The organism is [Clostridium] scindens, assembly GCF_019597925.1.
GTDB lineage: Bacteria > Bacillota > Clostridia > Lachnospirales > Lachnospiraceae > Clostridium_AP.
This window is the reverse complement of the sequence record NZ_CP080442.1, coordinates 1,659,889-1,686,593: the sequence shown is the minus strand read 5'-3', so window position 1 is coordinate 1,686,593 and position 26,705 is coordinate 1,659,889. Positions and strand designations below refer to the sequence as shown.

The window sequence follows — 26,705 nt, the reverse complement described above, 5'->3', positions numbered from 1 at the left end:
TGGAGGACATACAAAATGCAATCATCTGCCAATAGAATTGCCATTGAGGGAAAAGACATTGTAAAAGATTTTAGAATAGGTGACACCACCACAAAGGTTTTGAAAGGTGTATCGCTAAAGGTTCTGCAAGGGGAATTTGTTTCTATTATGGGGCAGTCCGGCTCTGGTAAAAGCACACTGCTTTATATCCTCGGTGGGCTGGATACTCCCACTGGAGGCTCTGTTCATATAAATGGTACAGATATTTCCCAGTGGGGTGACGAGAAGATGAGCAAAATAAGGCGACAAAAAATAGGCTTTGTTTTTCAGTTTTATAATCTTATCCCCAATCTGAATGTAGAGGAAAACATTATGCTCCCTTTGCTTTTGGACGGTAAAAAAATGAAAGACCATAAAAAACAGCTTAACCACATTCTGAATATTGTGGGGTTATCGGATAGGCGAAAGCATACCCCACGGGAATTATCGGGAGGACAACAGCAGCGAGTAGCAATCGCCCGTGCCTTAATTACAAATCCAGAAATCCTGTTTGCTGATGAGCCAACAGGAAACCTTGATAGCCAAACCGGGGCTGAAATTATGAGCTTACTTCAAGAGATTAATCAAAAAAGCGGGCAAACCATTGTCATGGTCACCCATTCGCCGGAGGCTGCAAAATGTAGCAGCAGAGTTATCACCGTGATGGATGGAATGATTGCTTAAATCAATATAGTATCAGCCGCACGACGGTAAAAGAAAAAAAGCCGTCGTACAGCAGACTTTTTCTCACGCCCGTAAAACGGTGGCTTTGAATAATCAGAGCCGCCGTTTTTTTTGCACTTAACATAATTGTGACGACTTGCAAGACCACGGCGGTATCTAAGGAGGTATCGCCGTGAAAGACTTATATCGACAATATCCGACTATCAGTAACTTATCAAAAAAAGCCTGTACCCACCAACGGGGTACTCCGGCTATCAAGATGAACACATATATCAACACACAATAGTCAATACATCATTTATGCCCGATTGGATTTTTCAGCGGTTGCCAATTTGCAGTTTCCATGATTACCCCTGCGAAAGGGGGGGGTGAGAAAATGAAAGACTCCTACGAGCAGCGGGTTCATAATCAGTTTGGCGGTTTTTGTACCAAGGTTTTGAAGAACGAAGTCTGCCGTATTCTGAACGAATACGCAAGGCAACGGAAAAAGGTTACTCTTTGGAAAAGAAAAGCGGTATAGCACCTCAAATGCTATACCGCATATCCTAAATCTAAAAAACATCCTTACGAAACCCTTGCTAATAAAGGGAATACGGTGCTTTTCACTGTCTCAGAAGATCCAGATTAGTTTCCACCCATCTGAGCCGCAACTTCAGCTGCAAAGTCTTCATTCTTCTTCTCAAGGCCTTCGCCTGTCTCGAAACGAACGAACTTCTTAACGCTTAAGTTCGCGCCTGTCTCTTTCGCAACCTTTTCTACATACTTGGCAACCGTCAGGTCTCCGTCCTGTACATATACCTGGTCAAGCAGGCAGATCTCTTTCAGTTCCTTATTCAGACGTCCAACGATCATCTTCTCAATGATGTTGTCCGGTTTTGGCTTATTGCTTTCCTCGTTCTCCTTCTTTGCCTGTGCAAGAAGAATCTCCTTTTCATGCTCCATGTATTCCTCTGATACTTCTTCACGGGATACATACTTCGGAGACATCGCCGCAACCTGCATTGCTACATTCTTCAAGCATGTCTTGATCTCATCATTGACTACGTCTGTGTCAGCCTCTACAAGAACGCCGATACGTCCGCCGCCGTGGATGTATGCAACTACGCATCCATCGGATACGACTTTCTCAAATCTGCGGATGCTTAAGTTCTCTCCGATTACGGAAATCTTCTCTGTAAGGGCATCCTTTACAGTCTTGGATGCATCTTCCTTCCAGTTCTCAGCCATGAATGCATCCATGTCTGCTGCTTCCGTCTCCATTGCCTGCTCTACGACAGCCTTTACAAATCCCTGGAACTCCGCATTCTTTGCAACGAAGTCTGTCTCAGAGTTAACTTCAACGATCGCTGCTACTTTATCATCTTTTACTTCAGCCATAACGATACCTTCAGCCGCAATTCTTCCAGCCTTCTTCTCAGCCTTAGCCTGTCCGTTCTTTCTTAAGAACTCTACGGCTGCGTCCATATCGCCGTTTGTCTCGTTAAGAGCTTTTTTACAGTCCATCATTCCTGCGCCTGTCATTTCTCTTAATTCTTTTACCATACTAGCTGTAACTGCCATTTTAATTTCCTCCATATATTAGTATTGAAATGAATCGCTTATTCTTCTACTGCTTCCTCGTATGCTTCCTCAGCAGCCTCTTCATATACTTCATCGCCTGTCATTCCCTGGTTTGCCTCGATAACAGCGTCTGCCATCTTAGATACGATTAACTTAACAGCACGGATCGCATCATCATTTCCTGGAATTACATAGTCAAGCTCTTCTGGATCGCAGTTCGTGTCTGCAATTCCGATAAGCGGGATTCCAAGGGTGTGTGCCTCCTGTACGCAGATTCTTTCTTTCTTAGGATCAACTACGAAGATTGCATCCGGAAGTTTCTTCATTTCCTTGATGCCGCCTAAGTTCTTCTCAAGCTTCTCCCATTCTTTCTTTAACTGGATAACTTCTTTCTTTGGCAGTACGTCGAATGTTCCGTCTTCAGACATTCTTTCGATCTCTTTCAGACGTGCGATTCTGCTCTTGATCGTCTTGAAGTTTGTAAGCATTCCTCCAAGCCATCTCTCATTTACATAATACATTCCACAACGCTCAGATTCTACCTTGATTGCATCCTGTGCCTGCTTCTTTGTTCCAACAAACAGGATTGTTCCGCCATCTGCAGCGATATCAGATACTGCCTGATATGCCTCGTCTACCTTTCCTACAGACTTCTGCAGGTCGATGATGTAGATGCCGTTTCTCTCTGTGTAGATGTATGGAGCCATCTTAGGGTTCCATCTTCTTGTCTGATGTCCAAAGTGAACACCTGCTTCTAAAAGTTGCTTCATTGAAATAACGCTCATGTTTCTTTCCTCCATTTGGTTTTTTGCTTCCGCATATGTGTAAATCCTTGAAACCGGCTTGTCGCCAAGCTTTGGCACCATCTCGGACAAACAAATGCGTGATTTTTTGCGACCATAGTATAATAGCACAAAAAGCCCGCAAATGCAAGGCTTTTTATACAATCCATATTCATAATCCATGTCCGATATTACCAGTATCTGCGCACTCCCAGAACCGTCCTGTAGTTCCACGGAGAACTGATCTTAATGCCTCCCGCGGGGTATGGCTTGCTGTTAGAAGCATGCACGATCTTGCCGCCTCCGATGTAGATTGCCACATGATCGCTGTAGACGACTACATCGCCGGGCATGATGTCCGAATAAGCCACTGCCTTTCCGGCGCTTAACTGCCCCCATGAGTCTCTTGGCGTAGATATGCCGAACTGCCGATGAATGGCCTGCACGAAAGCAGAGCAGTCAATTCCGTTAGTCAGGCTCGTCCCTCCATATTCATAAGGATTTCCCACATATTCGCATCCCCGGTTCGCGATCTGCTGGCCCAGAGAAGCATTGCTCGGTTTTGAAGCCGGCGGAACGCTGTTGTTTGAAGAGCCCCCACCCTGAGAGTTAGAATGATTTCCGGAGTTTCCATTGTTAGCCACATTATTGCTGGTATTATTATTCGGCTTTTGCGTAGAATTTCCTGCTGGGGATGAAGGCTTTCCTCCCCCGCCATTCCCGGTCTGCGCCGAAGCAACTACATTCTGCGTGGCTTCCGTCAGCTGATCAAGCTGGGCCGCCGCCTGAGCCTTTGCGTCTGCAAGCTGGGAATCGAAGTCAGCAATACGACTTCTCATATCTGCCAGAGTATTTTCAAGATTCGTCTGCTGCTGGCCTAAGTCCGCGGCCATCACTTCCATATCCGCCTGTCCTGCTTCCAGTTCCGTCTTAAGCGCTTCTACCTTCTCCTTAGTTTCCACATATTCTTTTAATTTCTTTCTGTCATAACTATGTACGTTCTGGACGTATTCCGTCTTGTTCACCAGTTCCGCATAGGACTTGGCGGTCACCAGCGCTTCAAAAGCGGATGTGTCGCCTTGCTCATAGATGTATTTTATGCGAAGCTTCATATCCTCATACTGTTCCTGTTCCTTCGCCTGGGCCTCTTCCAGATCCGACTGCGCCTGGGTAATCTTCTGCTCCTGGTCAGCCATATCTTTTTGCAGGGCATCATAACTTACCAGAAGGCCCACCAGCTGGCTGTTTACATCTGCAGCCTGCCCCTCCAGTTCTTCCTTCTGCGTCTCCAGAGACTGGGCATCTTCCTGCGGCGTAGCCAAAACAGGCGTTACAATTAAAGAACTCATCACAAAAACTGTGATGAGTGTCTGTACAAATCTTTTCTTCATATTCTCACCCATCCTTATCAATTATTCATCTTATCAGTTCCTAATACAACCGATTGGATCATATGCTCCCCTGCATATCTTAAGGTCAGAATACTACATTTTTCAGTTATTTTCAATATAATTCAACAATTTCCAGATACTTCCTTACCAGTATCTTGCATAGCCTTGCGCCCTCACCGGGCTGATCATGATATTGGTGCCCGTCTGCTTCGCTTCGATCATCATACCGCCGCCGATATAGATGCCCACATGGCCTGGCTTCCAGCAGATATCTCCTGGTTCCGGACTGGACACTTTTCTTCCTCCGGCATACTGGGACTCGGAATAATGCGGCAGTGAGATTCCCGCAACCGCATGGCAGTACTGCACAAGTCCGGAACAATCTAGTCCTACATAAGGCTTGTCCCCGCCCCATACATATGGCACGCCAAGCTGGCTGTACGCCGCCTGCACGATCTTCTGGGCTACCGCGGTATTTCCCTGTCCGGCATAGGAAGGATTGTTTCCGCCGCCACCGCCGCCGCTCGGCTTCTTGTTGCCATTATTATTGTTATTATTGTTGTTACCATTATTGTTCGCCTGCTGCGCTTCTTCCTGACGTCTCTGCTCTTCGGCCGCCTTCTCGGCTGCTGCCTGCAGCTGCTCGTCAAGGCTGCCTAACTCTTCCTGCTTGCTTGCAAGCGTCGTATCCAGATTTTCCTTATCGCTTTCGAATTCCGCCTGCATGTCTTCCAGGTTGTCCATCTCCGTCTCCAGAGTAGACTTCAGATCCTGAACCTGCTGCTTTGTGGCAACATACTCTTCCAGCATCTTTCTGTCATAGGAATGAACATTCTGCACATACTCGGCCTTATTCACCAAGTCGGAGAAATCCTTTGCAGATACCAATGTCTCAAGAGCACTGGTATCGCCTTCTTCATACATGAACTTTATGCGAAGCTTCATGGCTTCATACTGCTCTTCTTCTTTTTCCTGAGCCGCGGCCAAGTCTTCTTCCGCCTGGGTAATCTCCTGACCTTTTGAAATCAGGTCTCCCTCAAGCTGGCTGATCTTGGATAACAGATCCGTCAATTCGCTCTGTAAGGAATCAACTTCGCTCTGTGCTGCTTCCTTGTCTTTCTTTAGATCATCAACCGATGGTTCTGCAAAAACCGGTGTTACAACCAATCCACATGTCAGTACCGTGACCAACAAAGCACTCTTAATTCTTCTCATAAGTTCTCCTGTTTACTTTCCCTCGTTTACCATTTACCAGTAACGTCTATACCACGGGGATCCATATACATTGGCAACTCTTACTACATCTCCTTTATGAGGCGCATGGATCATCTGGCCTCCGCCGATGTAGATGCCGATATGGCTTCCGTAGCATACCAGATCTCCCGGCTGCGGATTGCTGACAGCCCTTCCGCCGCCTCCTTGCACTTCTGAAGTACGTCCGATGCTAATCCCCGCAACTCTGTGGCAATACTGTGTAAGCCCTGAGCAGTCAAGCCCTACTCCCGGAGTCGTTCCACCCCATACATAAGGCACGCCTAACTGGCCATATGCCGCATTTACGATAGCCTGTGCAGTGGACGTGTTGCCTGTGCCGCCGCCCGTGCTTGCACTATTGCTGTTGTTCGCATGGTTATTATTTCCAGAGGAGTTGTTATTACGGTTGCTGTTATTATTGTTATTATTGCCGTTGTTGTTTGCCGCTGCCTGCTGCTGTGCCGCAAGAGCCTCTGCCGCTGCCGCCTCGGCTGCTGCCTGAATCTGAGAGTCAAGGTCCGCGACTTCCGCCTTCTTGGATACGATGGTAGAACTCAATTCGCTTTCCTTATCCTCGTATTCAGCCTGCATAGATTCCATATTCTTCTGTTCGTCTTCCAGCGTCGTCTTAAGATCTGCAATCTGCTGTTTTGTCTCTACGTATTCCTCCAACTGCTTCCTGTCATATGTATGTACGTTCTGTACATATTCCGCTTTATTCACAAGATCTGAGAAGTTCTCTGCCGTCACCAGCGTCTCAAGCGCGGTCGTATCTCCCTCTTCGTACATGAATTTGATACGCTTCTTCATGGCCTCGTATTGTTCCTGCTCTTTTTCCTGAGCCTCTTTCAGATCTTCTTCCGCTTTTGTAATCTCCTCGCCCTTTTCAATCAGGCTTTCCTCCAGGTCTCCCAGTTTGGACATGATATCCGTCAACTGTTCCTGCAGCGATGACACTTCGCTTTCCTTGGCTGCCTTGTTTTCCTTCAAGTCATCGACTGATGGCGCTGCGAACACTGGTGTCACAATCATTGAACTAGCAACGACAGCAGTCAGCAGCCTCGTTCCAAATTTTTTCATTTTAATCATCCTTTTTACTTATTCTTATACTCTTTTTTACCCTCATTTGACATAGTACCCCTACATCTAGATTCGATTATACTCTATTACACTAAAATTTGCAACATTTTTTAACACTTTTGTAACATCTTGCAGGAACAATTTTCCTTATTGTATGTCCATATTCGTATAGCCCATCAGGCTTATATCCACCTCCCTGGCCGCTTCTCTGCCTTCCCGGATTGCCCAGACTACCAAGGACTGGCCTCTGTGCATGTCCCCTGCGGCAAATACATTCGCAACGTTGGTTCCATATTCCCCTGCCGGCGTTGCCACATTGGTCCGTTCATTCACTTCTACTTTGAATGCCTTGGTAATATAGTCCTCGCTGCCGATGAATCCGGCAGCGATCAGCACCAGGTCCGCTTCTACAGTATATTCGCTCCCCGCTACTTCTGCCATCATCATCCGGCCGGTCTTCTCGTCCTTCTTTGCTTCCAGTTTCACCAGAACAGCCTGGCACACTCTGCCTTCCTTATCTTTCTTGAATTCTTTGACTGTTGTCTGGTAAACCCTCGGATCATGGCCGAAGACTGCCTTGGCCTCCTGCTGTCCATAGTCTGTCTTGCAGATCTTGGGCCATTCCGGCCATGGATTATCCTGCGTCCGTTCATCCGGAGCTTTTGGCATCATCTCCAGCTGCAGCACGGATTTCGCGCCGTGGCGCATGGAGGTTCCCACGCAGTCATTTCCCGTGTCGCCTCCGCCGATCACCATGACTTTCCTGCCTTTGGCAGAAATATATTCGCCGTCTTTTAACTGCATTTCATTCGCCCAAAGGCTCTTGGTGGTGGATTTCAGGAAATCAACCGCAAAGTAGATTCCTTTCGCGTCTCTCCCCGGCACTTTAATATCCCTGGGATTGGAAGCGCCACAGCAGAGGATGATTCTGTCATATTCTCGAAGGAGCGTGGATGCCTTCCGGTCTTTGCCTACATTGCACCCTGTCACAAATTCGATTCCTTCCTCTTCCAGTATCGATATTTTCCGGTCGATCACCTGTTTCTCCAGCTTCATATTGGGAATGCCATACCGAAGCAGTCCACCTGGCTTATCCTCCCGCTCGAACACCGTGACGCTGTGTCCTCTGCGATTCAGCATGTCCGCAGCGGCCAGCCCGGAAGGGCCAGAGCCAATGACAGCCACTTTTTTACCGGTACGCACCTTCACCGGACGCGCTGATGCATACCCTTTTTCATATGCATTTTCAATGATCCCATATTCATTTGCCTTTGTCGTGACTGCATCCCCGTTCAGGCTGCAGGTACAGGCCGCCTCGCACAAGGCCGGACACACGCGGGCGGTAAATTCCGGGAAGTTGTTGGTCTTTTTCAGCCGGTAGTATGCCTCTTCCCAGTTGCCATGATAGATCAAGTCGTTCCATTCCGGCACCAGATTATGGAGGGGACATCCGCTTGCCATTCCCATGATCATCTGCCCGGACTGGCAGAACGGCACGCCGCAGGACATGCATCTTGCCCCTTGCAGTTCCTGCTCTTCTTTTGCCAGCGGCGTATAGAATTCGTTGAAATGCCGAATTCTTTCTCTTGGCGCTTCCGCTGCCTTATCCTGTCTTTCATAATCCATGAATCCTGTTGCTTTTCCCACTTTCCTGCGCCTCTTATCTTCCGCCTTTAATTGCATAAAATGCTTCAATCTTTGCCTGCTCGCTGCTCATGCCCTGCTCTTCCATCTGAAGGATGGTGGTGAGCATGCGCTCATAGTCAACCGGAATGATCTTCTTAAACTTTGGCAGATATCCGGTAAAATGACCAAGGATCTCTTTCCCGATCTGGGAATTGGTATAGGATACATGCTCCTCTATCATGCCTTTCAGTTCATTTACATCGAATTTGGATGTCACATGCTCGATATTCACCAGCTGCTTATTCACATTCCTGTACAGGCTGCTGTCCATATCCAGTACGTATGCCACGCCGCCGCTCATTCCTGCCGCAAAGTTCTTACCGGTCTTTCCAAGAACCGCCACGCGTCCACCCGTCATATACTCGCATCCATGATCTCCTACGCCTTCCACTACGGCCGTCGCGCCTGAGTTTCGCACTGCAAAACGTTCTCCTGCGACTCCATTGATGAATGCTTTCCCGCTTGTCGCTCCATAAAGCGCCACATTTCCTATTATAATGTTCTCATCGTGCTTGTATTTTGCGCTGCGTGGCGGATATACGACAAGTTTGCCGCCGGAAAGCCCTTTTCCAAAATAGTCATTGCTGTCGCCAATCAGTTCCAGCGTCAGTCCCTGCGGAATGAACGCGCCAAAAGACTGGCCTCCGGCACCGCTGCATTTTACCACGTAACTGTCCTCCGGCAGTCCTTCCGGATACCTCCTGGTAATCTCAGATCCAAAAATAGTTCCAAACGTCCGGTTTGTATTGGTAACATCCACTTCTATGCTTCTCTTCTGCTTCTTTTCCAGAGATGGCAGCAATTCTTTGACCAAAACCTTCTCATCCAGCGTTTTCTCCAGTTCAAAGTCATACCTCTTCTTTGGGTTAAATGTGACCGGCGTCTTCGTCCCTTCATATGGATTATACAGAATCTGCTTAAGATCCAGCGTGGCCGCCCTGTCGGAGGTGGCATCTTCCCTGACTTTCAGAAGATCGGTCCTTCCAACCAGTTCATCCACGGTACGTACTCCCAGCCTTGCCATATATTCTCTCAGATTCTGGGCGATGAAGCGCATAAAGTTCACGACATATTCCGGCTTGCCCGTGAATCGTTTCCGCAGCTGCGGATTCTGGGTGGCAACCCCCACCGGGCAAGTATCCAGGTTGCAGACCCGCATCATAACGCATCCCATCGTTACCAGAGGCGCTGTTGCGAAGCCGAATTCCTCCGCCCCGAGGATTGCGGCAATGGCTACATCCCGGCCGCTCATCAGCTTGCCGTCCGTCTCGATCCGCACCCGCTCCCGAAGACCATTTTGAAGCAGTGTCTGGTGCGTCTCCGCCAGTCCCAGTTCCCAGGGAAGGCCCGCGTTATGGATGGAGCTTCTTGGCGCCGCTCCGGTACCGCCGTCATAGCCTGAGATCAGGATCAAGCCCGCGCCTGCTTTGGCTACTCCTGCAGCAACCGTTCCCACGCCCGCCTCTGACACTAGTTTTACCGAGATCCTTGCGTCTTTATTGGCGTTCTTACAGTCGTAGATTAACTGCGCCAGATCTTCGATGGAGTAAATATCATGGTGGGGCGGCGGGGAAATCAGGCTTACGCCTGGCGTAGAATGACGGGTTTTGGCTATCCATGGATATACTTTGCCTCCCGGCAAGTGTCCGCCTTCTCCCGGCTTGGCTCCTTGCGCCATCTTAATCTGTATTTCCCTGGCGCTGACCAGATATCTGGACGTCACGCCAAATCGGCCGGAAGCCACCTGCTTGATCGCCGAGCATCTGTTTGTATCCAGACGTTCAATCTCCTCGCCGCCTTCGCCGCTGTTGGATTTGCCGTGCAGCTGGTTCATAGCGATGGCCAGCGTCTCATGGGCTTCCTTGGAGATGGAGCCATAAGACATGGCTCCCGTCTTAAACCTGGTGACGATCGAATCCACGCTCTCCACTTCGTCTATAGGAATCCCCTTCTTCGGATACTTGAATTCCAGCTGGCCGCGCAGATTGATGTGCGCGCCTTCCTCATTCACCATATCCGTATATTTCTTGAACATTTCATAATCGCCGCGTCTGGCGGACTGCTGCAGCATATGGATGGTCTGCGGATTGTAAAGGTGCTTTTCTCCGCCGCTTTTAGACTTATGCTGCCCGATGCTGTTCAAGGTCAGATCCACTTCCAGCCCCAGCGGGTCAAATGCCTGCGAATGGCGCGCCACATAGTCCTGGGCAATTTCTTCGATTCCGATGCCGCCGATACGGCTTACGGTATCGGTAAAATATTTATCGATAAACGCTTCCTTCAGGCCGATCGCCTCAAATATTTTTGCTCCCTGATAAGATTGGATGGTGGATATTCCCATCTTGGACGCAACCTTTACAATACCGGAAAGCACCGCATGGTTATAATCATCCACGGCCGCATAGTAGTCCTTCTGAAGCATATCCGTATCAATCAGCTGCCGGATCGACTCATGGGCAAGATAAGGGTTGATCGCACAAGCGCCGTAGCCCAAAAGGGTTGCAAAATGATGTACTTCCCTCGGCTCTCCAGTCTCCAGAATAATTGCGACGGAAGTCCTCTTCTTCGTCCGCACCAAGTGCTGCTGCAATCCCGACAATGCCAGCAAGGACGGCATGGCTACATGATATTCATCCACGCCCCGGTCCGAGAGGATCAGGATATTGGCGCCTTCGCGGATTGCCCGGTCTACCTCGATGAACAAGTAGTCGATCGCTTTCTCCAAGCTGGAATTCTTGTAATAGATAATGGGAATCTCCGCTATCCGGAATCCGTCTGCCTTCATACTCTTGATCTTTAGAAGATCCGTGCTGGTAAGAATCGGATTCTCCACCTTCAGCATCCTGCAGTTTTCAGCCCGCTCTTCCAACAGGTTGCCATCCGCGCCGATGTAGACGGTGGTGGAAGTCACTACTTCCTCCCGGATCGCGTCAATGGGAGGATTGGTCACCTGCGCGAACAACTGCTTGAAGTACCCGAACAGATTCTGATGCTTGTCCGAAAGCACTGCCAAAGGGGCATCGATTCCCATGGCTGCCGTCCCTTCCACTCCATTTTTTGCCATGTTCAGGATGGATGTCTTCACTTCCTCGTAGGAATAGCCGAAGGCTTTTTGGAGGCGCTTGCATTCTTCCGGCGTATAGGATGGGACCTTCTGGTTTGGAATCTTAAGGCTGCTAAGTTCTGTCAGGTTGCTGTCCAGCCATTCTCCGTAAGGCTGACGGCTTGCGTATCTCTCCTTCAGTTCTTCATCGTCGATCACCCTCCCCTGCACGGTATCTACAAGCAGCATCTTCCCGGGATGCAAGCGCTCTTTTACAACAACCTTGCCCGGGTCAATATCAAGCACGCCCACCTCGGAGGACAAGATCAGCGTGTCATCATCCGTGATATAATATCTGGAAGGACGAAGGCCATTCCTGTCAAGGACGGCTCCCATGCAGTCCCCGTCGCAGAAAAGAATAGACGCGGGCCCGTCCCACGGCTCCATCATGGTGGCGTAGTATTGATAGAAATCCTTCTTCTCCTGGGACATATTCTTCGTATTGGCCCAAGGTTCAGGAATCGCGATCATGACGGCAAGCGGCAGGTCCATCCCGCTCATCACCATAAATTCAATGGCATTATCCAGCATGGCAGAGTCAGATCCTGCGATATTGATGGCCGGCAGCACCTTGTGAAGTTCTCCTTTCAGGTACTCTGACTCCATGTTCTCTTCCCTGGCACGCATCTTGTCCGCATTGCCGCGAATGGTATTGATCTCCCCGTTATGTACGATAAACCGGTTCGGATGCGCCCTTTCCCAGCTGGGGTTCGTATTGGTGCTGAACCTGGAATGCACGAGGGCTATCGCGGACTCGTAGTCCGCATCCTGCAGGTCTTCAAAGAACGAACGCAGCTGGCCTACCAGAAACATTCCTTTGTAGGCAATCGTTCGGCTTGACAGGGATGCCACATAAGTGTCATCGCTGCTCTGCTCAAATACCCGCCGGATCACATACAGCCGCCTGTCAAAATCCAGGCCTTGCTCCACCTTTTTCGGGCGTTCGATGAATCCCTGCATAATACAGGGCATGCATTCCCGCGCACGGCTTCCCAGGACTTCCGCCTTAACCGGCACTTCCCTCCAGCCCAGGAAATTCATGCCTTCCTTTTTTACGATTACTTCGAATATCTTTTTTGCCTGATTTCTCTTCAGTTCATCCTGAGGGAAGAAAAACATCCCGACTCCGTAATCTCTCTGTGAACTTAAAAGGATGCCGAGAGGCTTGCAGACTTTGGAGAAAAACTTGTGGGATATCTGTAATAAGATTCCAACTCCGTCACCTGTCTTACCTTCGGCATCCTTGCCAGCTCTATGTTCTAAGTTTTCTACAATCTTTAATGCATTTGCCACAGTACTATGACTTTTTTGCCCTTTAATGTTGACGATTGCACCGATTCCGCAGTTATCATGTTCAAACCCGGAACGGTACAAGCCACATTGACCGCTTGCGCTCTGTCCGCTCATATATTCAGTCCTTTCATTTTAATTTTTTATTACTATACTACATTTTCCCCGGCTTGTAAACCGTAACTTTTCTCGAATTGTCAGACAATCAGACTATTTGCTTTATGAAAGCAAAAAATCTGGCAGCTTATACAGCTGCCAGATTCTCATGTTCTTCGGATTTCCCCGGGATATCTGGTTTCTCTTCTATTCTCTGGATGAACACAAACATGGTGGCGGCTATGGACGCGCACGCAACCGTTACGATTCCGATACGCAGAACATCTTCTGCCAGCCATTCCAGCAGTTTGTATTTCGTTGCCAGCACTGATAATAGATTCATAGACATATGCGCCAGAATCGGCGCCTTCACCGAGCCATACTTCTCATACAGATAAGCCAGCATCATTCCAATTACAAATCCGTATATCATCTGGACGATATTATTATGAATCCATCCGAATACGAATGCCGACAGCAGCGCTGCCTGCATGAATCCCCCACTTTCCCTAAAACGCTTGAAAAGCAGCCCGCGAAATACCAGTTCCTCGCTGATGGGCACAATGATTGCCAATACCGCGATCTGTAAAGCAAGCGGCGCGGAATACATTCCTTCCAGCGTCTCTGTATAAGTCTCGCTGGCCGCCGAGAAATTCCCTATGGTAATCAGGTTATTCAGCCCCAGGCACATAGCAGCGGCAATGACAATGACTGCAAAATATTTCCAGATAGGCGCTTTTTTATTGGGGTGGAATCCCCTTGCCTTCTCTTTTGTCCTGTCTTTATGGAACAGGAATGCCATAACCGGAATCACGATCAGAGCCCGCACTCCATTGATCGGAGTAGAATAGGCATTCATCTGCTTGACGACAGCGTCCATAATCGAAGCCCCGTCCTTTTCCATCAATTCCATCATCTGGCTGAAACTGCCTCCTTGATTCAATTCATTGCCATAATGGCTTACTATATACACAGAAGTCAAAGCATACTCTGCAATCATGCTTACGAGTATCCCGATCACCAGCCATATTACGACCGGTCCCCACAGGTGCCACAGCCGCTTGCCATAACTTTCCGGCTTCATAGGTGGCACCTGGCCGCCCTGCCCCTGTCTGTTCTGTTGTTGTTCCATACGCTTCCTCACTTTCATCTATCAATACCTTCTCTATTCTACTTCTCATTCCCCTAACTTGCAATAAAAAAAGTATAAACTTTCTCTCCTACTTGACAATTTCCGGCATGGCTCCTATCATAAGACCCATATGGGGCGCCGATATGGCTGAGATGCGCGAAGACGCGCAGACCCTTGAACTTGATCCGGGTAATGCCGGCGTAAGGAAGGAGAATATAATATGTCAAAATCAAGTATCACAAAAAGCGGCGCAACACACGCCGCAACGAAGAAACTCGTTTTTTCTGCTATGGGAATCGCTCTTGCAATGGTAACATCCTACATCAAAGTATGGGAAATGCCAATGGGCGGCTCTATCACTTTGATGTCCATGCTGTTCATCTGTCTGATCGGCTACTGGTTCGGCCCAAAATATGGTCTGCTGGCTGGTGCCGCCTATGGCCTGCTTCAATTCATCGTTGATCCCTATATGCTGACCATCCCCCAGGTAATCCTGGATTATCCCCTGGCTTTCGGCGCTCTTGGCCTGTCAGGTTTTTTCAGCAACCGAAAATATGGCCTTCAGATTGGATACTTTGCAGGCGTCCTGGGACGGTTCCTCTGCTCGACCTTATCCGGCGTTATCTTCTTCGCTTCTTTTGCTCCGAAAGGCATGAATCCCTGGGCATATTCCGCGATGTACCAGGGCGGATATCTGGGCGCCGAGGCAGTCATCACCTTGGCGATCATCTCCATTCCCCCGGTTGCAAAGGCTTTGAAGCAGGTTGGTGTGGGAATTCGGTAAGTTGGTGGTGCGCCCGGGAGGGAGGGGTTGCGATTCCTGCGACGCTCTGGCGCCTCCATCTCTTGCACGGAACTGTAAGTCCCGCAAAGAGTCGTCGGGTGACTCCTCTTTGCCGCACTAACAGTTCCGGCAAGGATATTCCGGACGCCGCCGCTTACCTCCGGAATCGCAACCCCTCCCTCCCGGGCTACCAACAATTTACTGGCAATTCTGCGGTAAGTGCCGGCGTTTCTGTACACTTTACGCAGGAGCGTCTGCCAAGGCGTTGTATAGAGTTTAGCAGAATGATTTCATTGTATTGGCAAATAAAAAGGCCCTTCAAGGGCCTTTTTCGTATTAAAGATGATATTTTCTTGAATCTTCTTTGAAGTATTTGTACTATTTTAGAATCCGCATCCCTGCCCATCTGATCTCTTACACCTTCCGTCCCTGCAGAAGGTGTACCGAACCGCCTGCACCTCGCGGGATTGCCAGCGAAGTACCGGGCGGCTTGAAGGCGGGCAGGAGAGATTCTGGAGGGAAGCGAATGGGGCGCAGAATCCATGCCTGAGATGTTAGCCCGCGAAAGAGGAGCCGCTTTCGGCGACTCCTTCGCAGGCTTACATCTCAGTGCATGAGTCGCAGCCACAGAAGCGTCGGAAGAATCCCTCCTGCCCGCCTCCAAGCCGTCACTACTTCCCCAAAATCACAACTTAATCTTCACCACATCTACATCCAGATCCCACAAAAACTTATCCAGATCCTTAAAGGACAAAAATACCGTGGCCGTATTTTCCAGCGGATGGATACCCAGACTCTTGCATCTGCTTAAGTCTTTGTCGATAAAGAACTCTACTGCATGGTCGGTATCGTTCATGAGGCCGAAGGGAGACACGCTGCCCTGCTTAAGGCCCAGATATTTTTCCAGGCGGTCTTCTGAAGCGAAGCTAAGATTCCCTCCTCCCAGCTGCCTTCCCAGTGATTTTAAATCTACCTTCTTGCTTTCCTCGCAAGTCACCAGGAAATGCCTCTTTCCCTTGGAATCTCTTAAGAACAGATTCTTACATAGGGTTCCCTTTTCCGGCAGGCCAAGCCTGTCCATGTCTTCCATGGTGTGCACCGGCTCGTGCTCTACCACCTCATACTTGATTTTCAACTTGTCCAATGCGTCATATACGCGCTGCTTTTGATTCTCCATGCTGCAATGCTCCTTTCTAATTCGGGTAATGGACTACGATGCTGGCAGTCACCATCCCGGTTCCTGTGTTCTTATAGATATAATCGTCGAAAGCGTTATAGGAGGCTGCCTCCCCGGCTTCCAATACATATTCCCGATCCTGGAAGCTTAAGGTAAGCTGTCCCGAGTATACGGTGATGAATTCCCTGGTTCCGTTCATCTGCCGGTTCCCGGGCATCATCCCTCCTTCGTCAAATTCCAGATCGAATATCTCAAAGTCCTGTCCGTCCCGGAAGTTGAAGATGGGATAGAGCCTGTATCTTCCGTCATCGCCGCTTAACGGCACGACCTCGGACTTGCCGGTCTTGGAAAACGGCTTGGGCTTATCCAGCGTAAACGCGGTCACCGGAACTTTTAAGCCCAGTGAAAGTTTATACACGGTAGAAATGGTAGGGTTTACTTCCCCCCGCTCCAGCTGGCTGAGCATGCTCTTGCTGATCGACGTAAGAGCAGATGCCTGCTCCAGGCTCAATCCTTTTCCTTTCCGTATCTCTTTCAGATTCTCGGCTATGATTTGATTTAATCTCTCCAAAAGGACTCCTCCTTAAAATTCCTGTATATGGAATTTTTTTCTATTATATTGCATACAGAGAAAAAAGTAAAGTCCAAACCCGCTTTTACCACCCCATGCATTCCGACATCACGCAGATTCCCCGGGCGCCATGGGTCATCATCTCCTCCACGCAGGCAATTTCCCCTTTCATCCCCCCGATGGCATATACGGGAAGGCAGACTGCCTCGCAGACATTCTCAAGGAATTCCACGCCTCTTGGAGTCAGGCCTTTCTTGCAGTCTGTCGCAAAGATATGTCCGGCCGTCAGATAGGAGGCACCCAATCTTTCCGCCAGAAGCGCCTCCTCCTTCCCATGGATGGAGACTCCGATTATATCAAACTGTCCCCGGATCTTAGGCGTTTCTTTGAGCAAATGCAAAGGAACGTGAATCGCCCGGCTTCCTGCATGCAGCGCTGCCTTCGCATAGGTATGGGCAATACACGCCACGCCATAGGCTTGACAGATTTCCCGGACCTGGCGATACAGTAGTTCGTAATCTTCAGGCCCCATATCCTTTTCCCGTACGATAACTGCCCCCGGCTGTCTCCGGCAGATTCTTTCTATTTGTTCCAGATATGGCCTGGCGCACAGATGCCGGTTCGTCACGGCGATCACCCGGCTATAAAAGTCCTGGCTATTACTGAGAATCCCCCTATCCTTTCGTCCCTCCTCAGGCCCAGTTCTACACATAGACATAGTCATTCATCACCGGCTGGAGATTCAGATGCAGCAGATCTTCATACACCTCTTTCACAGAACGTCCGTCGGAGATCTCGAACTGGTCGTCCCCTTTCGTCTCAAGATCTTCCACATGTTCCCCGATTCCGGTGCTTACGCCAGCGGAGATCTTCGTGGCAGCAATATTTACCAGGCTGTCCCTGACGCGGGCGCATTCCCTGGTGGAGACGGTAATGCTTGCAAACGGCATGAACAGGCGGTACGCCGTCACCACCTGCAAGAGTTGGGGCTCGTGCACATCCATAGGGTTAATCTTATCATTATTGATAATCGGGCGCAGACGGGGACAGGAAAATGCGATCTCGGCATGTGGATATTTCCGCTGCAGCAGGTAGGCGTGCATTCCGGTGGCATATGCGTCTTTTCGGAAGTCATCCAGCCCTAAAAGAGCCGCAAATCCCACGCCCCGCATGCCGCCTTTGAGCGCCCTCTCCTGGGCGTTCAGGCGGTAAGGGAATATCCGCTTATGTCCGGCCAGATGAAGCGTCTCGTACTTTTCCGAATTATAGGTTTCCTGGAACACGGTGACATAGTCCGCGCCGCATTCGTGCAGATAGGCATATTCATCCGAATTCATCGGATACACTTCAAGCCCGATGACCTTGAAATATTTACGGGCAATCCGGCAGGCCTCGCCGATATATTCCACGGTAGACTTGCTCCTGCTCTCGCCGGTAAGAATGAGAATTTCCTGCAGGCCCGTCTTGGCAATCTCCCGCATTTCCTTGTCGATCTCCTCCTCGTTCAACTGTGCCCGGTTAATCTTGTTGTGGCAGTTAAATCCGCAGTATATGCAGAAGTTCTCACAGTAATTGGCTATATAGATGGGCGTGAACATATAGACGCCATTGCCAAAATGCTTTCTGGTCTCGATTCTGGCACGCTGCGCCATCTCCTCCAAAAGCGGCAGCGCCGCAGGGGACAGAAGCGCCGCAAAATCCTCCGGCGTACGATTGTCATGCTCCAACGCCCGGCGTACGTCCTTTTCCGTATATCCTGTATAATCATAGGCATTCATCGATTCGATCACCTGTGCCTGCACCTCTGATTCCAGGACTTCCATCCCCGGCAGATAGGCCATGTGGTCGATACGGTTCTTTTTCTGCCATTCCTTGATATCGCTGTTTAAAATACTTTCGTTCACATGATTGTCTGTACTCATAACTGCCTCCTAATCCTGCAAGAATCCGGTCAATGGGGAAGATGCACTGGCGCCTTTATCCATAACTCTTCCCATGCCTGACAGATATGCCGTCCTTCCGGCCTCAATTGCTTTCTTGAATGCTTCCGCCATAGCCGGTATATCCCCAGCCGTGGCAATCGCCGTGTTCGCCATCACGGCAGCCGCCCCCATCTCCATCGCCTCGCAGGCCTGGGAGGGCCTGCCGATTCCGGCGTCCACGATGATGGGCAGGTCGATCTCATCGATCAGTATCTGAATGAATTCTTTCGTGCAGATTCCTTTGTTGGAGCCAATCGGCGCGCCAAGCGGCATAATGCAGGCAGCCCCTGCGTTTGCCATGTCCCTGGCGGCGTTTAGGTCCGGGTACATGTAAGGCATTACTACGAACCCTTCTTTTGCCAGAATCTCGGTAGCCTTTATAGTCTCATAGTTATCCGGCAGCAGGTATTTGGAATCATGGATCACCTCCACCTTCACGAAGTCGCCGCAGCCTAATTCTCTGGACAGGCGGGCAATGCGCACCGCCTCCTCGGCATTCCTTGCCCCCGAAGTATTAGGCAGAAGCGTCACTCCTTTTGGAATATAGTCCAGGATGTTTGCCATCCCCCCTTCATTGGCGCGGCGAAGGGCCAGCGTGATAATCTGCGCGCCCGCTTTTTCGACTGCCGCCTGGATCAGTTCCAGGGAATACTTCCCGGAGCCTAAGATAAACCTTGATTCAAATGTATGTCCTCCAAGGACAAATGCATCGTTTGCCATATGTTCCATGTCTGTCTCCTCCTACTAAGCTTCTTCATTGAAAATTTCTTGATTGATAATATATTCTGTGATCAGGTTAGCCTCATGGGCCGCGCAGATAGCCACCCGCGGAGCCATAAGCCCCCGATCTCTGCCTGCTTCCGAGGCCTCGTCCCCGCACAGGTAAAAGCAGTTTCCCACCTTTCTGGTATGGATCTCATTGCTGGCCCCATATCCTGCCATCCCGGAAGCCGCCACCAGCAGTTTCCCCGGATAATGCTCCAGGATTCCATTAACCAGCATGGCTTTCGCCTCCGGGTCGTCAAAGGCCTCGCAGACAATCCCGTCTTCGGCAAATAAGGAGGCAAGATTCTCCTGGGATACCTTGACGCGGTCTGTCACGATCTCCAGATACGGATTGATCTGCTCTAGTTCCTCTCTCAGCGCATCCGTCTTATACATGCCGATATGCCGCATAAAGTATTGCTGCCGATTCAGGTTGGTGATGTCCACCCGGTCGAAATCAATCAGGTGGAGATGTCCGACCCCGATTCTAGCAAGGAAAAACGCCACATTCGACCCCAGGCCTCCAAGGCCTGCAATTGCCACCCTGGCACGCTCCAGCCTTTCCTGGACCGGCAGCGTATGGCGCTCGATCAGCGCCTGCCTGATCTCTTCTTTGGTCAGTCTTTTTTCCTCCATCTCCTAGCCCCCTCCTACAAAACTTACGACTTCCAGGCTGTCTTCATCCTCAAGGAGCGTCTCCGCCAGCCTGCCCTTTGGCACGATTGCCCCGTTCTTTTCTACCGCCACGCGCGAGATGGAATATCCTGTCTCTTCCAGCAGCTGTAAGACCGACATGCCGGGCTTGTATTCTCTTTCGGTTCCGTTTATTCTTACCATCATCTGCCCTCCTTCCAAAGTTCATGTCTTTGCGCAACAGTTCTCTCCATTACAGCAAAAAAGAGTTCATGAAAGAAATACACCCGCGGTGGTGTACCCCTTCATGAACTCTCGTTCACTCACATTGGTATTGCTATATCATTTTCTTTGCAAATGAACAAAGAAGCAGAACTTCCCATGATACGAAAAAAACGGAAAATGCCAGGGCATCTTCCGCAATCAATTCACATCCGTCCCTACGTTGGCATTATCCAAATCAGGTATATGGGTCGAAGTTCGCAACTTCCTCTCAGCCTATCCATAGGCTCCCCTGTTCAATTTACGCTATTAAATATACCGTATCCTTCACGATTTGTCAAGATGCAGCGGCAGCCTCTTACAGGATTTCCGCCACCGCGGCTTCATAACGGTCCAGCCGCTCCGCCTTCCGAATCTTCTTAAGCTGCTTTTCGCAGCCTGGAAAATGATGCCCCAGATAGCACCAGAGTTCCTTCATCTTGAACAGCACGTTCTTATCTCCCATGCTGATCCTTTGGTAATCTTCATAGATCTGGTCATGGAACCTTCGAATCCGTTTCCAATCCGCCGGCTCTTCGCCCGCCAGTTCTCCTGCCAGGCCGGGATTCACAAGGATTCCTCGTCCCATCATGTAGGTCTTTACATCCGGGAATCTCTCCTTTATCCTGTCCCGATCCGCCACCGAAAATATGTCTCCGTTATAGCAGAGCGGATTCCTGCTTTCTCTCACCGCCTCCGCAAATACTTCCAGATTCGGCGTATTCTTATAAAAGTCCTGCTGCAGGCGGGGATGGATGATCAATTCTTCTACCGGGTACTGGTTGTAGATCTTAAGCAGCCTTCCAAACTCATCCGGGCTATGCTTCCCGATTCTGGTCTTGATGGATATCCTGACTTGAGTCCCACGGTAGATTTCATCCAGAAACCGGTCCAGTTCATCGGGCATGGCAAGGAATCCGGATCCCCTGTTTTTGGATACTACCGTCTTGGAAGGACAGCCGAGGTTTAGATTGACTTCCTCGTATCCAAAATCTTCTAGTTTCTCGACGGTCTGCAGGAACCCTTTGGCATCATTGGTCAGAATCTGAGGAACCAGCCTCATCCCTTCATTATTCTCTGGCAGGATATCATTTAATTCCCTTGTATTGAATCCCCGCTTTGTGTGGGGCACCAGAAACGGCGTAAAATATTTATCCATAGGATGGAAGCAGGCGTGATACGCCCGCCTGTAAATGTGCGTGGTAATGCCCTCCAGCGGGGCGAGATAGTATCGGTTCATCTTCCTTCATTGTCCTTTCTCTTATGCGTGCCCCTATATCATACCACAACTTTTACATTTTACCTACCTGGCAGCCGAAAAATCTCTAGTCAGAAGAGAATCGTCTGTCACCAGATCCTCCACCGTCTCAAACCCTAATTCCTTCAGGACTTTCCGTACATAAGGATTCTCAAGCGGGGTCTTAAAAGGCGCCTCCTGCCCGTATTCATCTACAAATTTTGTTCCCTCTTCCTTGTGAAGGATCGCTTTCGGGCCTCCTACGCATCCTCCGATACAGCCCATCCCTTCAAAGAAATTGGCATCCGTCTCCTTATTCTGGATCCGTTTGATCATTGCCATACATTCCTTGGTGCCATTGGCCTGCTCAGCATGAACGGCTATGCTCCGGTCGGGTCTTAACTGTTCCACCATCTCCGACACCGCCCGGCTGACCCCGCCGGTTCTTGCATAAAGCCGCCCGGCCTTGGAAGCGTGTTCCTTCTGGTCATCTTCCAGTTCTTCCGGATGTATATCAGCCGCTTCGAAGATGTCCTTCACTTCCTGGAATGTCAGCACATAATCCACCGCGTCAGCGATATCCGGCTCCCGGGCCTCCTTCTTTTTTGCCAGGCACGGCCCTGCAAATATGGTCACCGCATCCGGATGCATCCTCTTGATCATACGCCCGCATGCTACCATAGGCGATACGGCTCCCGGGACATGGGGCATCAGTTCATGGTAGATATTGCGGATCATGGAGATCCACACCGGGCAGCAGCAGCTGGTCAGCTGGTAATCCCCTTTCTCCTTCACGTGGCTGTCAAACTCTAAGGCTTCTTTCAAGGTCAGGATATCCGCAAAAAGCGCCACCTCTACCATTCCTGTAAATCCAAGGGCCTTGAACGCGCTGCGCAGCTTTCCTGGCGTTACCGTCTCATCAAACTGCCCAAGAAATGCAGGCGCTACCATCATATAAGCCGGCCCTTTGGCCTCCCGGACTGCCTTCATGGCAGGTAGTACATCCTTGCTGGCAGTCAGTTTTTCTTCTTTGCAGGCATCCATGCACACGCCGCAGCCTGTACAAAGCGAGGGATTAATCCGCAGTTTTCCGTCTTCTCCTTCTTCGATGGCATCAAAGATGCAGCTTCTCTGGCAGGCGCGCTCATAGGCACATTCCTCGCACTCGACAGAAGGTATGACCGGGGCATAATTCTTTGGATGGAGCAGACAGTCCAGATGCCGCGGGTTATATTCCGAGGGGAGCGGCTCTTTAAGGGATATCTTCCTGCTAAGAACATCCTTATACAGTTCTTCAAATGTCTTCATTATTCTTCCTCTTTCCTCAATCAATGTCTTTACTGACATTATTGACCAAAAGAGGCATTTTTAAGCCAGGTAATTCACCGCAATAATTGAAATGCCAAGAACGGACAGCACGACTCCTGTCGCACGGTTCAAGATGATCGGGCTCGTCTTATTCGCAAATTTGGCGGCCACCCTTGCCCATAAAAATGTAGACAGGATGCAGAAAGCCATACTCCACCAATCCGGCGCGCCACCGATGGCAAAGTGGCTCACCGCTCCGGTAAATGCCGTAAACGTCATGATAAATACGCTGGTCCCTACCGCAGTCTTCAGTTCATATCCTAGCACGCTGGTGAGAATCAGAAGCATCATCATGCCGCCGCCCGCGCCTACGAATCCGCAGATGAATCCGATCAGCATACCGCAGAGTATGGACTGTATGAACCGCTTCTTCGGGCTGACAGCCTCCATAGAATCCTTTGTCGTCATGACGGGCCTTACAATGAACTTGATTCCCAGAAGCAGCGTCATGAACACGGAGAAACCGCCCATAGCGTGGCTTGGGATCAGGCTGGATATATAACTTCCCACCAGGGTGAAGCACAGCACGGAAATCATCATGACGATTCCATTTTTGATATCCAGATTCTTATGCTTCCCATAAGTATAAGCGCTGACCGCGCTGGCTAAAACGTCGCTTGAAAGGGCGATTCCCACAGCCTCATAGGCGGGGATATGCAAGAAGGTAATCAGCATCGGGCTTATCACCGCCGCCGCGCTCATTCCGGCAAACCCGGTTCCCAGGCCTGCCCCGATCCCTGCGATAAAGCATACAATCAATTTCGTAAGCATTCTATAATTCCTCCTTCAGCGCATTCTGCATATTCTTACGCATTCTTTCGAAGTACCCCTCCATCCGGCTTAGATCTTCCGGATTAAAATCCCGGAAAACCGTCTGGAAAAACTTCTTCTGGGCCTGCTGCCCTTCTGCCACCATCTGGACGGATGCCGAAGACAGTTTCAGATGCGCCGTCTTCTGGTTGCCCGGATAATATTCCTTTTGCACCAGATCCCGCCTCTCTAAGTCCTTGAGCGACATGGATACATGGGATTTGGTGAGCCGCCGGCGCTCGATGATATCCTTGGCAGTATCATAGCCCGGGTTGTTGGCCAGAAACAAAAGGATGTCCAGTTCCATGCGCGTCAGCTGGTATTTTTTGCAGACCGGCTCCAAGGACTGGTCATAGATTTTTTTAAACAGGGATAATCCATCCCACAAATCAAAAAGCATTTTCTCGCCTCCATATTTAGTTCTATTTTGAACCATATGGCTATCCTAGCAAGAAAATGCTTTTGTGTCAATATGACTGTCTGACTGTTTATTTAATTTTTAGAAATGCCTTTTACTACTGGATATCCAGCACCTTGTAGTCCTGATCTTCCACCGCCTTCTTCAGCACATCGTCTGCCAGTTCTCCATTCAGCCTTACAACCGCGGTTCCTTCCTCATGGCTTACCGCTGCTTCCTCCACCTGCTCAAGGGCCTCCAAGCATTTCTTTACTCTTGCCTCGCAGTGTCCGCACATCATTCCTTCAATCTTCATGGTTTTTTCCATCGTCGTTTCCTCCTCTTTCTTTTTGGCTTTAATTTTTTTATCTTTGCTTGCGTCGCGCATCTTGAACCAGTTCAGGCGCAGCGCATTGGTGACCACGCAGAAGCTGGACAGGCTCATGGCCGCAGCCCCGAACATAGGGTTCAGTTTCCATCCAAGCAGCGGGTACCACACGCCGGCCGCCAAGGGTATTCCTATTACATTATAGAAGAATGCCCAAAATAGATTCTCATGGATATTGCGAAGGGTCGCCCGGCTGAGCCGAATGGCTGCCGGCACGTCACTGAGCCTGCTCTTCATCAGCACCACATCAGCGGCGTCAATGGCGATATCCGTGCCTGCCCCTATGGCGATTCCAATATCCGCCCTGGTAAGAGCCGGGGCATCATTGATCCCATCTCCCACCATGGCAACCTTTCCCTTTCTCTTAAGCGACCGTATCACGCTTTCCTTTCCATCCGGAAGCACGCCTGCGATCACCTCGTCAACACCAGCCTGCCGTCCGATCGCCTTAGCCGTGCGCTCGTTGTCGCCAGTCAGCATGACTACGTGGATGCCCATGTTCTGCAATTCTTTGATCGCCTGCGGGCTGTCCTCCTTGATGACGTCCGCGACAGCGATGATTCCTGCCAATTCACCGTTCCTGCTAAAGAACAGCGGCGTCTTTCCATCTTCCGAAAGCTGTTCTGCATTCTGCTTCATCTCTTCGGTCACCGCTGCTTTATCACCGATAAACTTAAGGTTTCCTCCGGCCAGCGCATCCGCGCCCATCCGTCCGGTAAGTCCATTTCCGGGAACCGCCTGGAAATCTTCCACTTCGTGCCCATGGGATAGACCTTTTTCTCTCGCCAGTGCCAAGATTGCATGGGCCAGCGGATGCTCGCTTTTTTGCTCCAGTCCGTAGGCCATCCGAAGCACTTCTTCTTCTGTGATCCCGGATGCCGGAATGATATCCGTTACCTTTGGCTCCCCGCTGGTGATCGTCCCAGTCTTGTCAAGTGCCACGATCTGCATCTTGCCTGCTTCTTCCAGGGAAACGGCGGTCTTGAACATGATCCCGTTCTTCGCTCCCATTCCATTTCCTACCATGATCGCTACAGGCGTAGCCAGGCCCAGCGCGCAAGGGCAGCTGATTACCAGCACCGAGATTCCTCTTGCCAGTGCAAATCCTATACTCTGTCCCGCAACCAGCCATACCAGGATGGTTACCACCGCTATGCCTATTACCGCCGGCACGAAAACGCCGGATACCCGGTCTGCCACCTTGGCAATAGGCGCTTTGGTGGCTGCCGCGTCGCTGACCATCTGAATGATCTGGGAAAGGGTCGTATCCTCCCCCACCCTGGTGGCCTCGCACCTAAGAAATCCTGAATGATTCAAGGTTGCCGCAGACACCGTGTCTCCCACTTCCTTGTCCACCGGTATGCTCTCCCCGGTCAGCGCAGATTCATTGACCGCGCTGCTGCCGTCGATCACCATGCCATCCACGGGAATATTCTCGCCCGGCCTTACTACAAAGACGTCTCCCTTTCTCACCTGGTCTATGGATACTTCTGCCTCCATGCCGTCTCTGATGATCGTCGCAGTCTTCGGCGCCAGCTTCATCAGACTCTTGAGCGCATCCGTCGTCCGCCCTTTGGAACGGGCTTCCAGCATCTTTCCTACGGTGATCAGCGTCAGGATCATTGCGGCGGATTCAAAATAGAATTCATGCATGTAATCCATTACCTTTGCCATGTCGCCATGCATCTGGGCATCCGTCATCGCGAATAAGGCATAGGTGCTGTAGATAAAGGATGCTCCTGCCCCCAGGGCTACCAGGGTATCCATATTGGGAGAGCGGTGCCACAGGCTCTTAAAGCCGCTGATAAAAAACTTCTGGTTGATCACCATGACTGCGGCCGTAAATATCAGCTGGTATAATCCCATCGCCACATGATTATCTGCCAGAAAGGCCGGAAGCGGCCAATTCCACATCATATGCCCCATGGACACGTACATCAGCGGCACCAGAAAGCACAAAGACGCGATCAGCCGCTTCTTAAGCAGCGGCGTTTCCTTATCTTTCAGGAAATCATCCGCCGCCGATGTCCCGGAAGCGGCCTTTCCCTTCGCCTCGGAAGCCTTCGGCGAAGCGCCGTAGCCAGCCTCTTCCACCGCTGCCACGATGTCTGCCTGCCCCGCTGTCCCTTCCACGCCCATGGAATTTGTCAATAGGCTCACCGAACAGGAGGAAACCCCCGGCACCTTGGAAACTGCTTTCTCCACCCGGGCGCTGCACGCAGCACAGCTCATGCCCGTCACTGTATATTGTTCCAT

General features: G+C 50.2%; 22 protein-coding genes and 2 riboswitches. Of the genes, 2 read left to right on the top strand and 20 right to left on the bottom strand.

From position 1 onward, the window contains the following. The first annotated feature begins 15 nt into the window (after nucleotides 1-15). The gene (locus K0036_RS08170; RefSeq protein ID WP_025643792.1) at nucleotides 16-702 is read left to right on the top strand and encodes an ABC transporter ATP-binding protein; all 687 of its coding nucleotides are present in this window, start codon (nucleotides 16-18) and stop codon (nucleotides 700-702) included. Between the two features lie 624 nt (nucleotides 703-1,326). Here K0036_RS08170 and tsf read toward each other — a convergent pair. The 8 genes from tsf to K0036_RS08130 all read right to left on the bottom strand — a co-directional run bounded on the left by tsf (nucleotide 1,327) and on the right by K0036_RS08130 (nucleotide 14,076). Next, on the bottom strand, nucleotides 1,327-2,262 hold the full coding sequence (tsf, locus tag K0036_RS08165) for a translation elongation factor Ts (protein ID WP_025643794.1): 936 nt from the start codon (nucleotides 2,260-2,262) through the stop codon (nucleotides 1,327-1,329). Nucleotides 2,263-2,300: 38 nt separating this feature from the next. Then, the gene (rpsB, locus tag K0036_RS08160; protein ID WP_025643796.1) at nucleotides 2,301-3,047 is read right to left on the bottom strand and encodes a 30S ribosomal protein S2; all 747 of its coding nucleotides are present in this window, start codon (nucleotides 3,045-3,047) and stop codon (nucleotides 2,301-2,303) included. A 188-nt stretch (nucleotides 3,048-3,235) separates the two neighbouring features. Beyond that, nucleotides 3,236-4,435, bottom strand: coding sequence for a C40 family peptidase (locus K0036_RS08155; protein ID WP_252998019.1), 1,200 nt, complete (start codon nucleotides 4,433-4,435; stop codon nucleotides 3,236-3,238). 144 nt (nucleotides 4,436-4,579) lie between these two features. Continuing rightward, complete coding sequence (locus K0036_RS08150; protein WP_220431119.1) at nucleotides 4,580-5,650, bottom strand: NlpC/P60 family protein; 1,071 nt, start codon at nucleotides 5,648-5,650, stop codon at nucleotides 4,580-4,582. A 33-nt stretch (nucleotides 5,651-5,683) separates the two neighbouring features. Beyond that, complete coding sequence (locus tag K0036_RS08145) at nucleotides 5,684-6,769, bottom strand: NlpC/P60 family protein (protein ID WP_220431118.1); 1,086 nt, start codon at nucleotides 6,767-6,769, stop codon at nucleotides 5,684-5,686. A gap of 147 nt (nucleotides 6,770-6,916) precedes the next feature. Continuing rightward, nucleotides 6,917-8,416, bottom strand: coding sequence for a glutamate synthase subunit beta (locus tag K0036_RS08140; protein WP_025643804.1), 1,500 nt, complete (start codon nucleotides 8,414-8,416; stop codon nucleotides 6,917-6,919). A gap of 13 nt (nucleotides 8,417-8,429) precedes the next feature. Beyond that, nucleotides 8,430-12,965: a glutamate synthase large subunit gene (gene gltB, locus K0036_RS08135; RefSeq protein WP_173693175.1), complete on the bottom strand. Its 4,536-nt coding sequence runs from the start codon at nucleotides 12,963-12,965 to the stop codon at nucleotides 8,430-8,432. Between the two features lie 127 nt (nucleotides 12,966-13,092). Beyond that, nucleotides 13,093-14,076: a CPBP family intramembrane glutamic endopeptidase gene (locus tag K0036_RS08130; protein WP_227035887.1), complete on the bottom strand. Its 984-nt coding sequence runs from the start codon at nucleotides 14,074-14,076 to the stop codon at nucleotides 13,093-13,095. Nucleotides 14,077-14,197: 121 nt separating this feature from the next. Next, nucleotides 14,198-14,300, top strand: a riboswitch (TPP riboswitch). On the opposite strand from K0036_RS08130, the gene thiT reads away from it, so the two are divergent. Continuing rightward, nucleotides 14,297-14,860 (top strand): energy-coupled thiamine transporter ThiT, encoded by a 564-nt coding sequence (gene thiT / locus K0036_RS08125; RefSeq protein WP_025643808.1) that lies wholly within the window; start codon nucleotides 14,297-14,299, stop codon nucleotides 14,858-14,860. (Overlaps the previous riboswitch by 4 nt.) 685 nt (nucleotides 14,861-15,545) lie before the next feature. On the opposite strand, the gene K0036_RS08120 is transcribed toward thiT, so the two are convergent. The 12 genes from K0036_RS08120 to K0036_RS08065 form a co-directional block, all read right to left on the bottom strand. Continuing rightward, nucleotides 15,546-16,037, bottom strand: coding sequence for a prolyl-tRNA synthetase associated domain-containing protein (locus K0036_RS08120; RefSeq protein ID WP_004605010.1), 492 nt, complete (start codon nucleotides 16,035-16,037; stop codon nucleotides 15,546-15,548). A 16-nt stretch (nucleotides 16,038-16,053) separates the two neighbouring features. Next, nucleotides 16,054-16,608, bottom strand: coding sequence for a helix-turn-helix domain-containing protein (locus K0036_RS08115; protein ID WP_004605009.1), 555 nt, complete (start codon nucleotides 16,606-16,608; stop codon nucleotides 16,054-16,056). Nucleotides 16,609-16,693: 85 nt separating this feature from the next. Next, nucleotides 16,694-17,320, bottom strand: coding sequence for a thiamine phosphate synthase (locus K0036_RS08110; RefSeq protein ID WP_044955497.1), 627 nt, complete (start codon nucleotides 17,318-17,320; stop codon nucleotides 16,694-16,696). Continuing rightward, the gene (gene thiH, locus K0036_RS08105) at nucleotides 17,313-18,530 is read right to left on the bottom strand and encodes a 2-iminoacetate synthase ThiH (protein ID WP_025643815.1); all 1,218 of its coding nucleotides are present in this window, start codon (nucleotides 18,528-18,530) and stop codon (nucleotides 17,313-17,315) included. The genes K0036_RS08110 and thiH overlap by 8 nt, the downstream gene beginning before the upstream one ends. 9 nt (nucleotides 18,531-18,539) lie before the next feature. Further along, on the bottom strand, nucleotides 18,540-19,319 hold the full coding sequence (locus K0036_RS08100; RefSeq protein ID WP_025643817.1) for a thiazole synthase: 780 nt from the start codon (nucleotides 19,317-19,319) through the stop codon (nucleotides 18,540-18,542). 15 nt (nucleotides 19,320-19,334) lie between these two features. Next, entirely contained in the window at nucleotides 19,335-19,991 is a 657-nt protein-coding gene (gene thiF, locus K0036_RS08095; RefSeq protein ID WP_025643819.1) for a sulfur carrier protein ThiS adenylyltransferase ThiF, read from the bottom strand. Between the two features lie 3 nt (nucleotides 19,992-19,994). Then, nucleotides 19,995-20,195, bottom strand: a complete 201-nt coding sequence (gene thiS / locus K0036_RS08090; RefSeq protein ID WP_025643820.1) for a sulfur carrier protein ThiS — start codon at nucleotides 20,193-20,195, stop codon at nucleotides 19,995-19,997. Between the two features lie 212 nt (nucleotides 20,196-20,407). After that, nucleotides 20,408-20,514, bottom strand: a riboswitch (TPP riboswitch). Between the two features lie 54 nt (nucleotides 20,515-20,568). Next, a complete protein-coding gene (locus K0036_RS08085) occupies nucleotides 20,569-21,489 on the bottom strand; it encodes a tRNA dihydrouridine synthase (RefSeq protein ID WP_025643821.1) in 921 nt (306 codons plus the stop codon). Nucleotides 21,490-21,552: 63 nt separating this feature from the next. Beyond that, on the bottom strand, nucleotides 21,553-22,794 hold the full coding sequence (locus K0036_RS08080; RefSeq protein ID WP_025643822.1) for a [Fe-Fe] hydrogenase large subunit C-terminal domain-containing protein: 1,242 nt from the start codon (nucleotides 22,792-22,794) through the stop codon (nucleotides 21,553-21,555). Nucleotides 22,795-22,854: 60 nt separating this feature from the next. Then, nucleotides 22,855-23,625 carry a sulfite exporter TauE/SafE family protein gene (locus K0036_RS08075; RefSeq protein ID WP_025643824.1) on the bottom strand — a complete coding sequence of 257 codons (771 nt, stop codon included), beginning with the start codon at nucleotides 23,623-23,625 and terminating at the stop codon, nucleotides 22,855-22,857. A gap of 1 nt (nucleotide 23,626) precedes the next feature. Further along, on the bottom strand, nucleotides 23,627-24,064 hold the full coding sequence (locus tag K0036_RS08070) for a MarR family winged helix-turn-helix transcriptional regulator (protein WP_025643825.1): 438 nt from the start codon (nucleotides 24,062-24,064) through the stop codon (nucleotides 23,627-23,629). 115 nt (nucleotides 24,065-24,179) lie between these two features. Further along, entirely contained in the window at nucleotides 24,180-26,705 is a 2,526-nt protein-coding gene (locus tag K0036_RS08065) for a heavy metal translocating P-type ATPase (RefSeq protein ID WP_220431117.1), read from the bottom strand.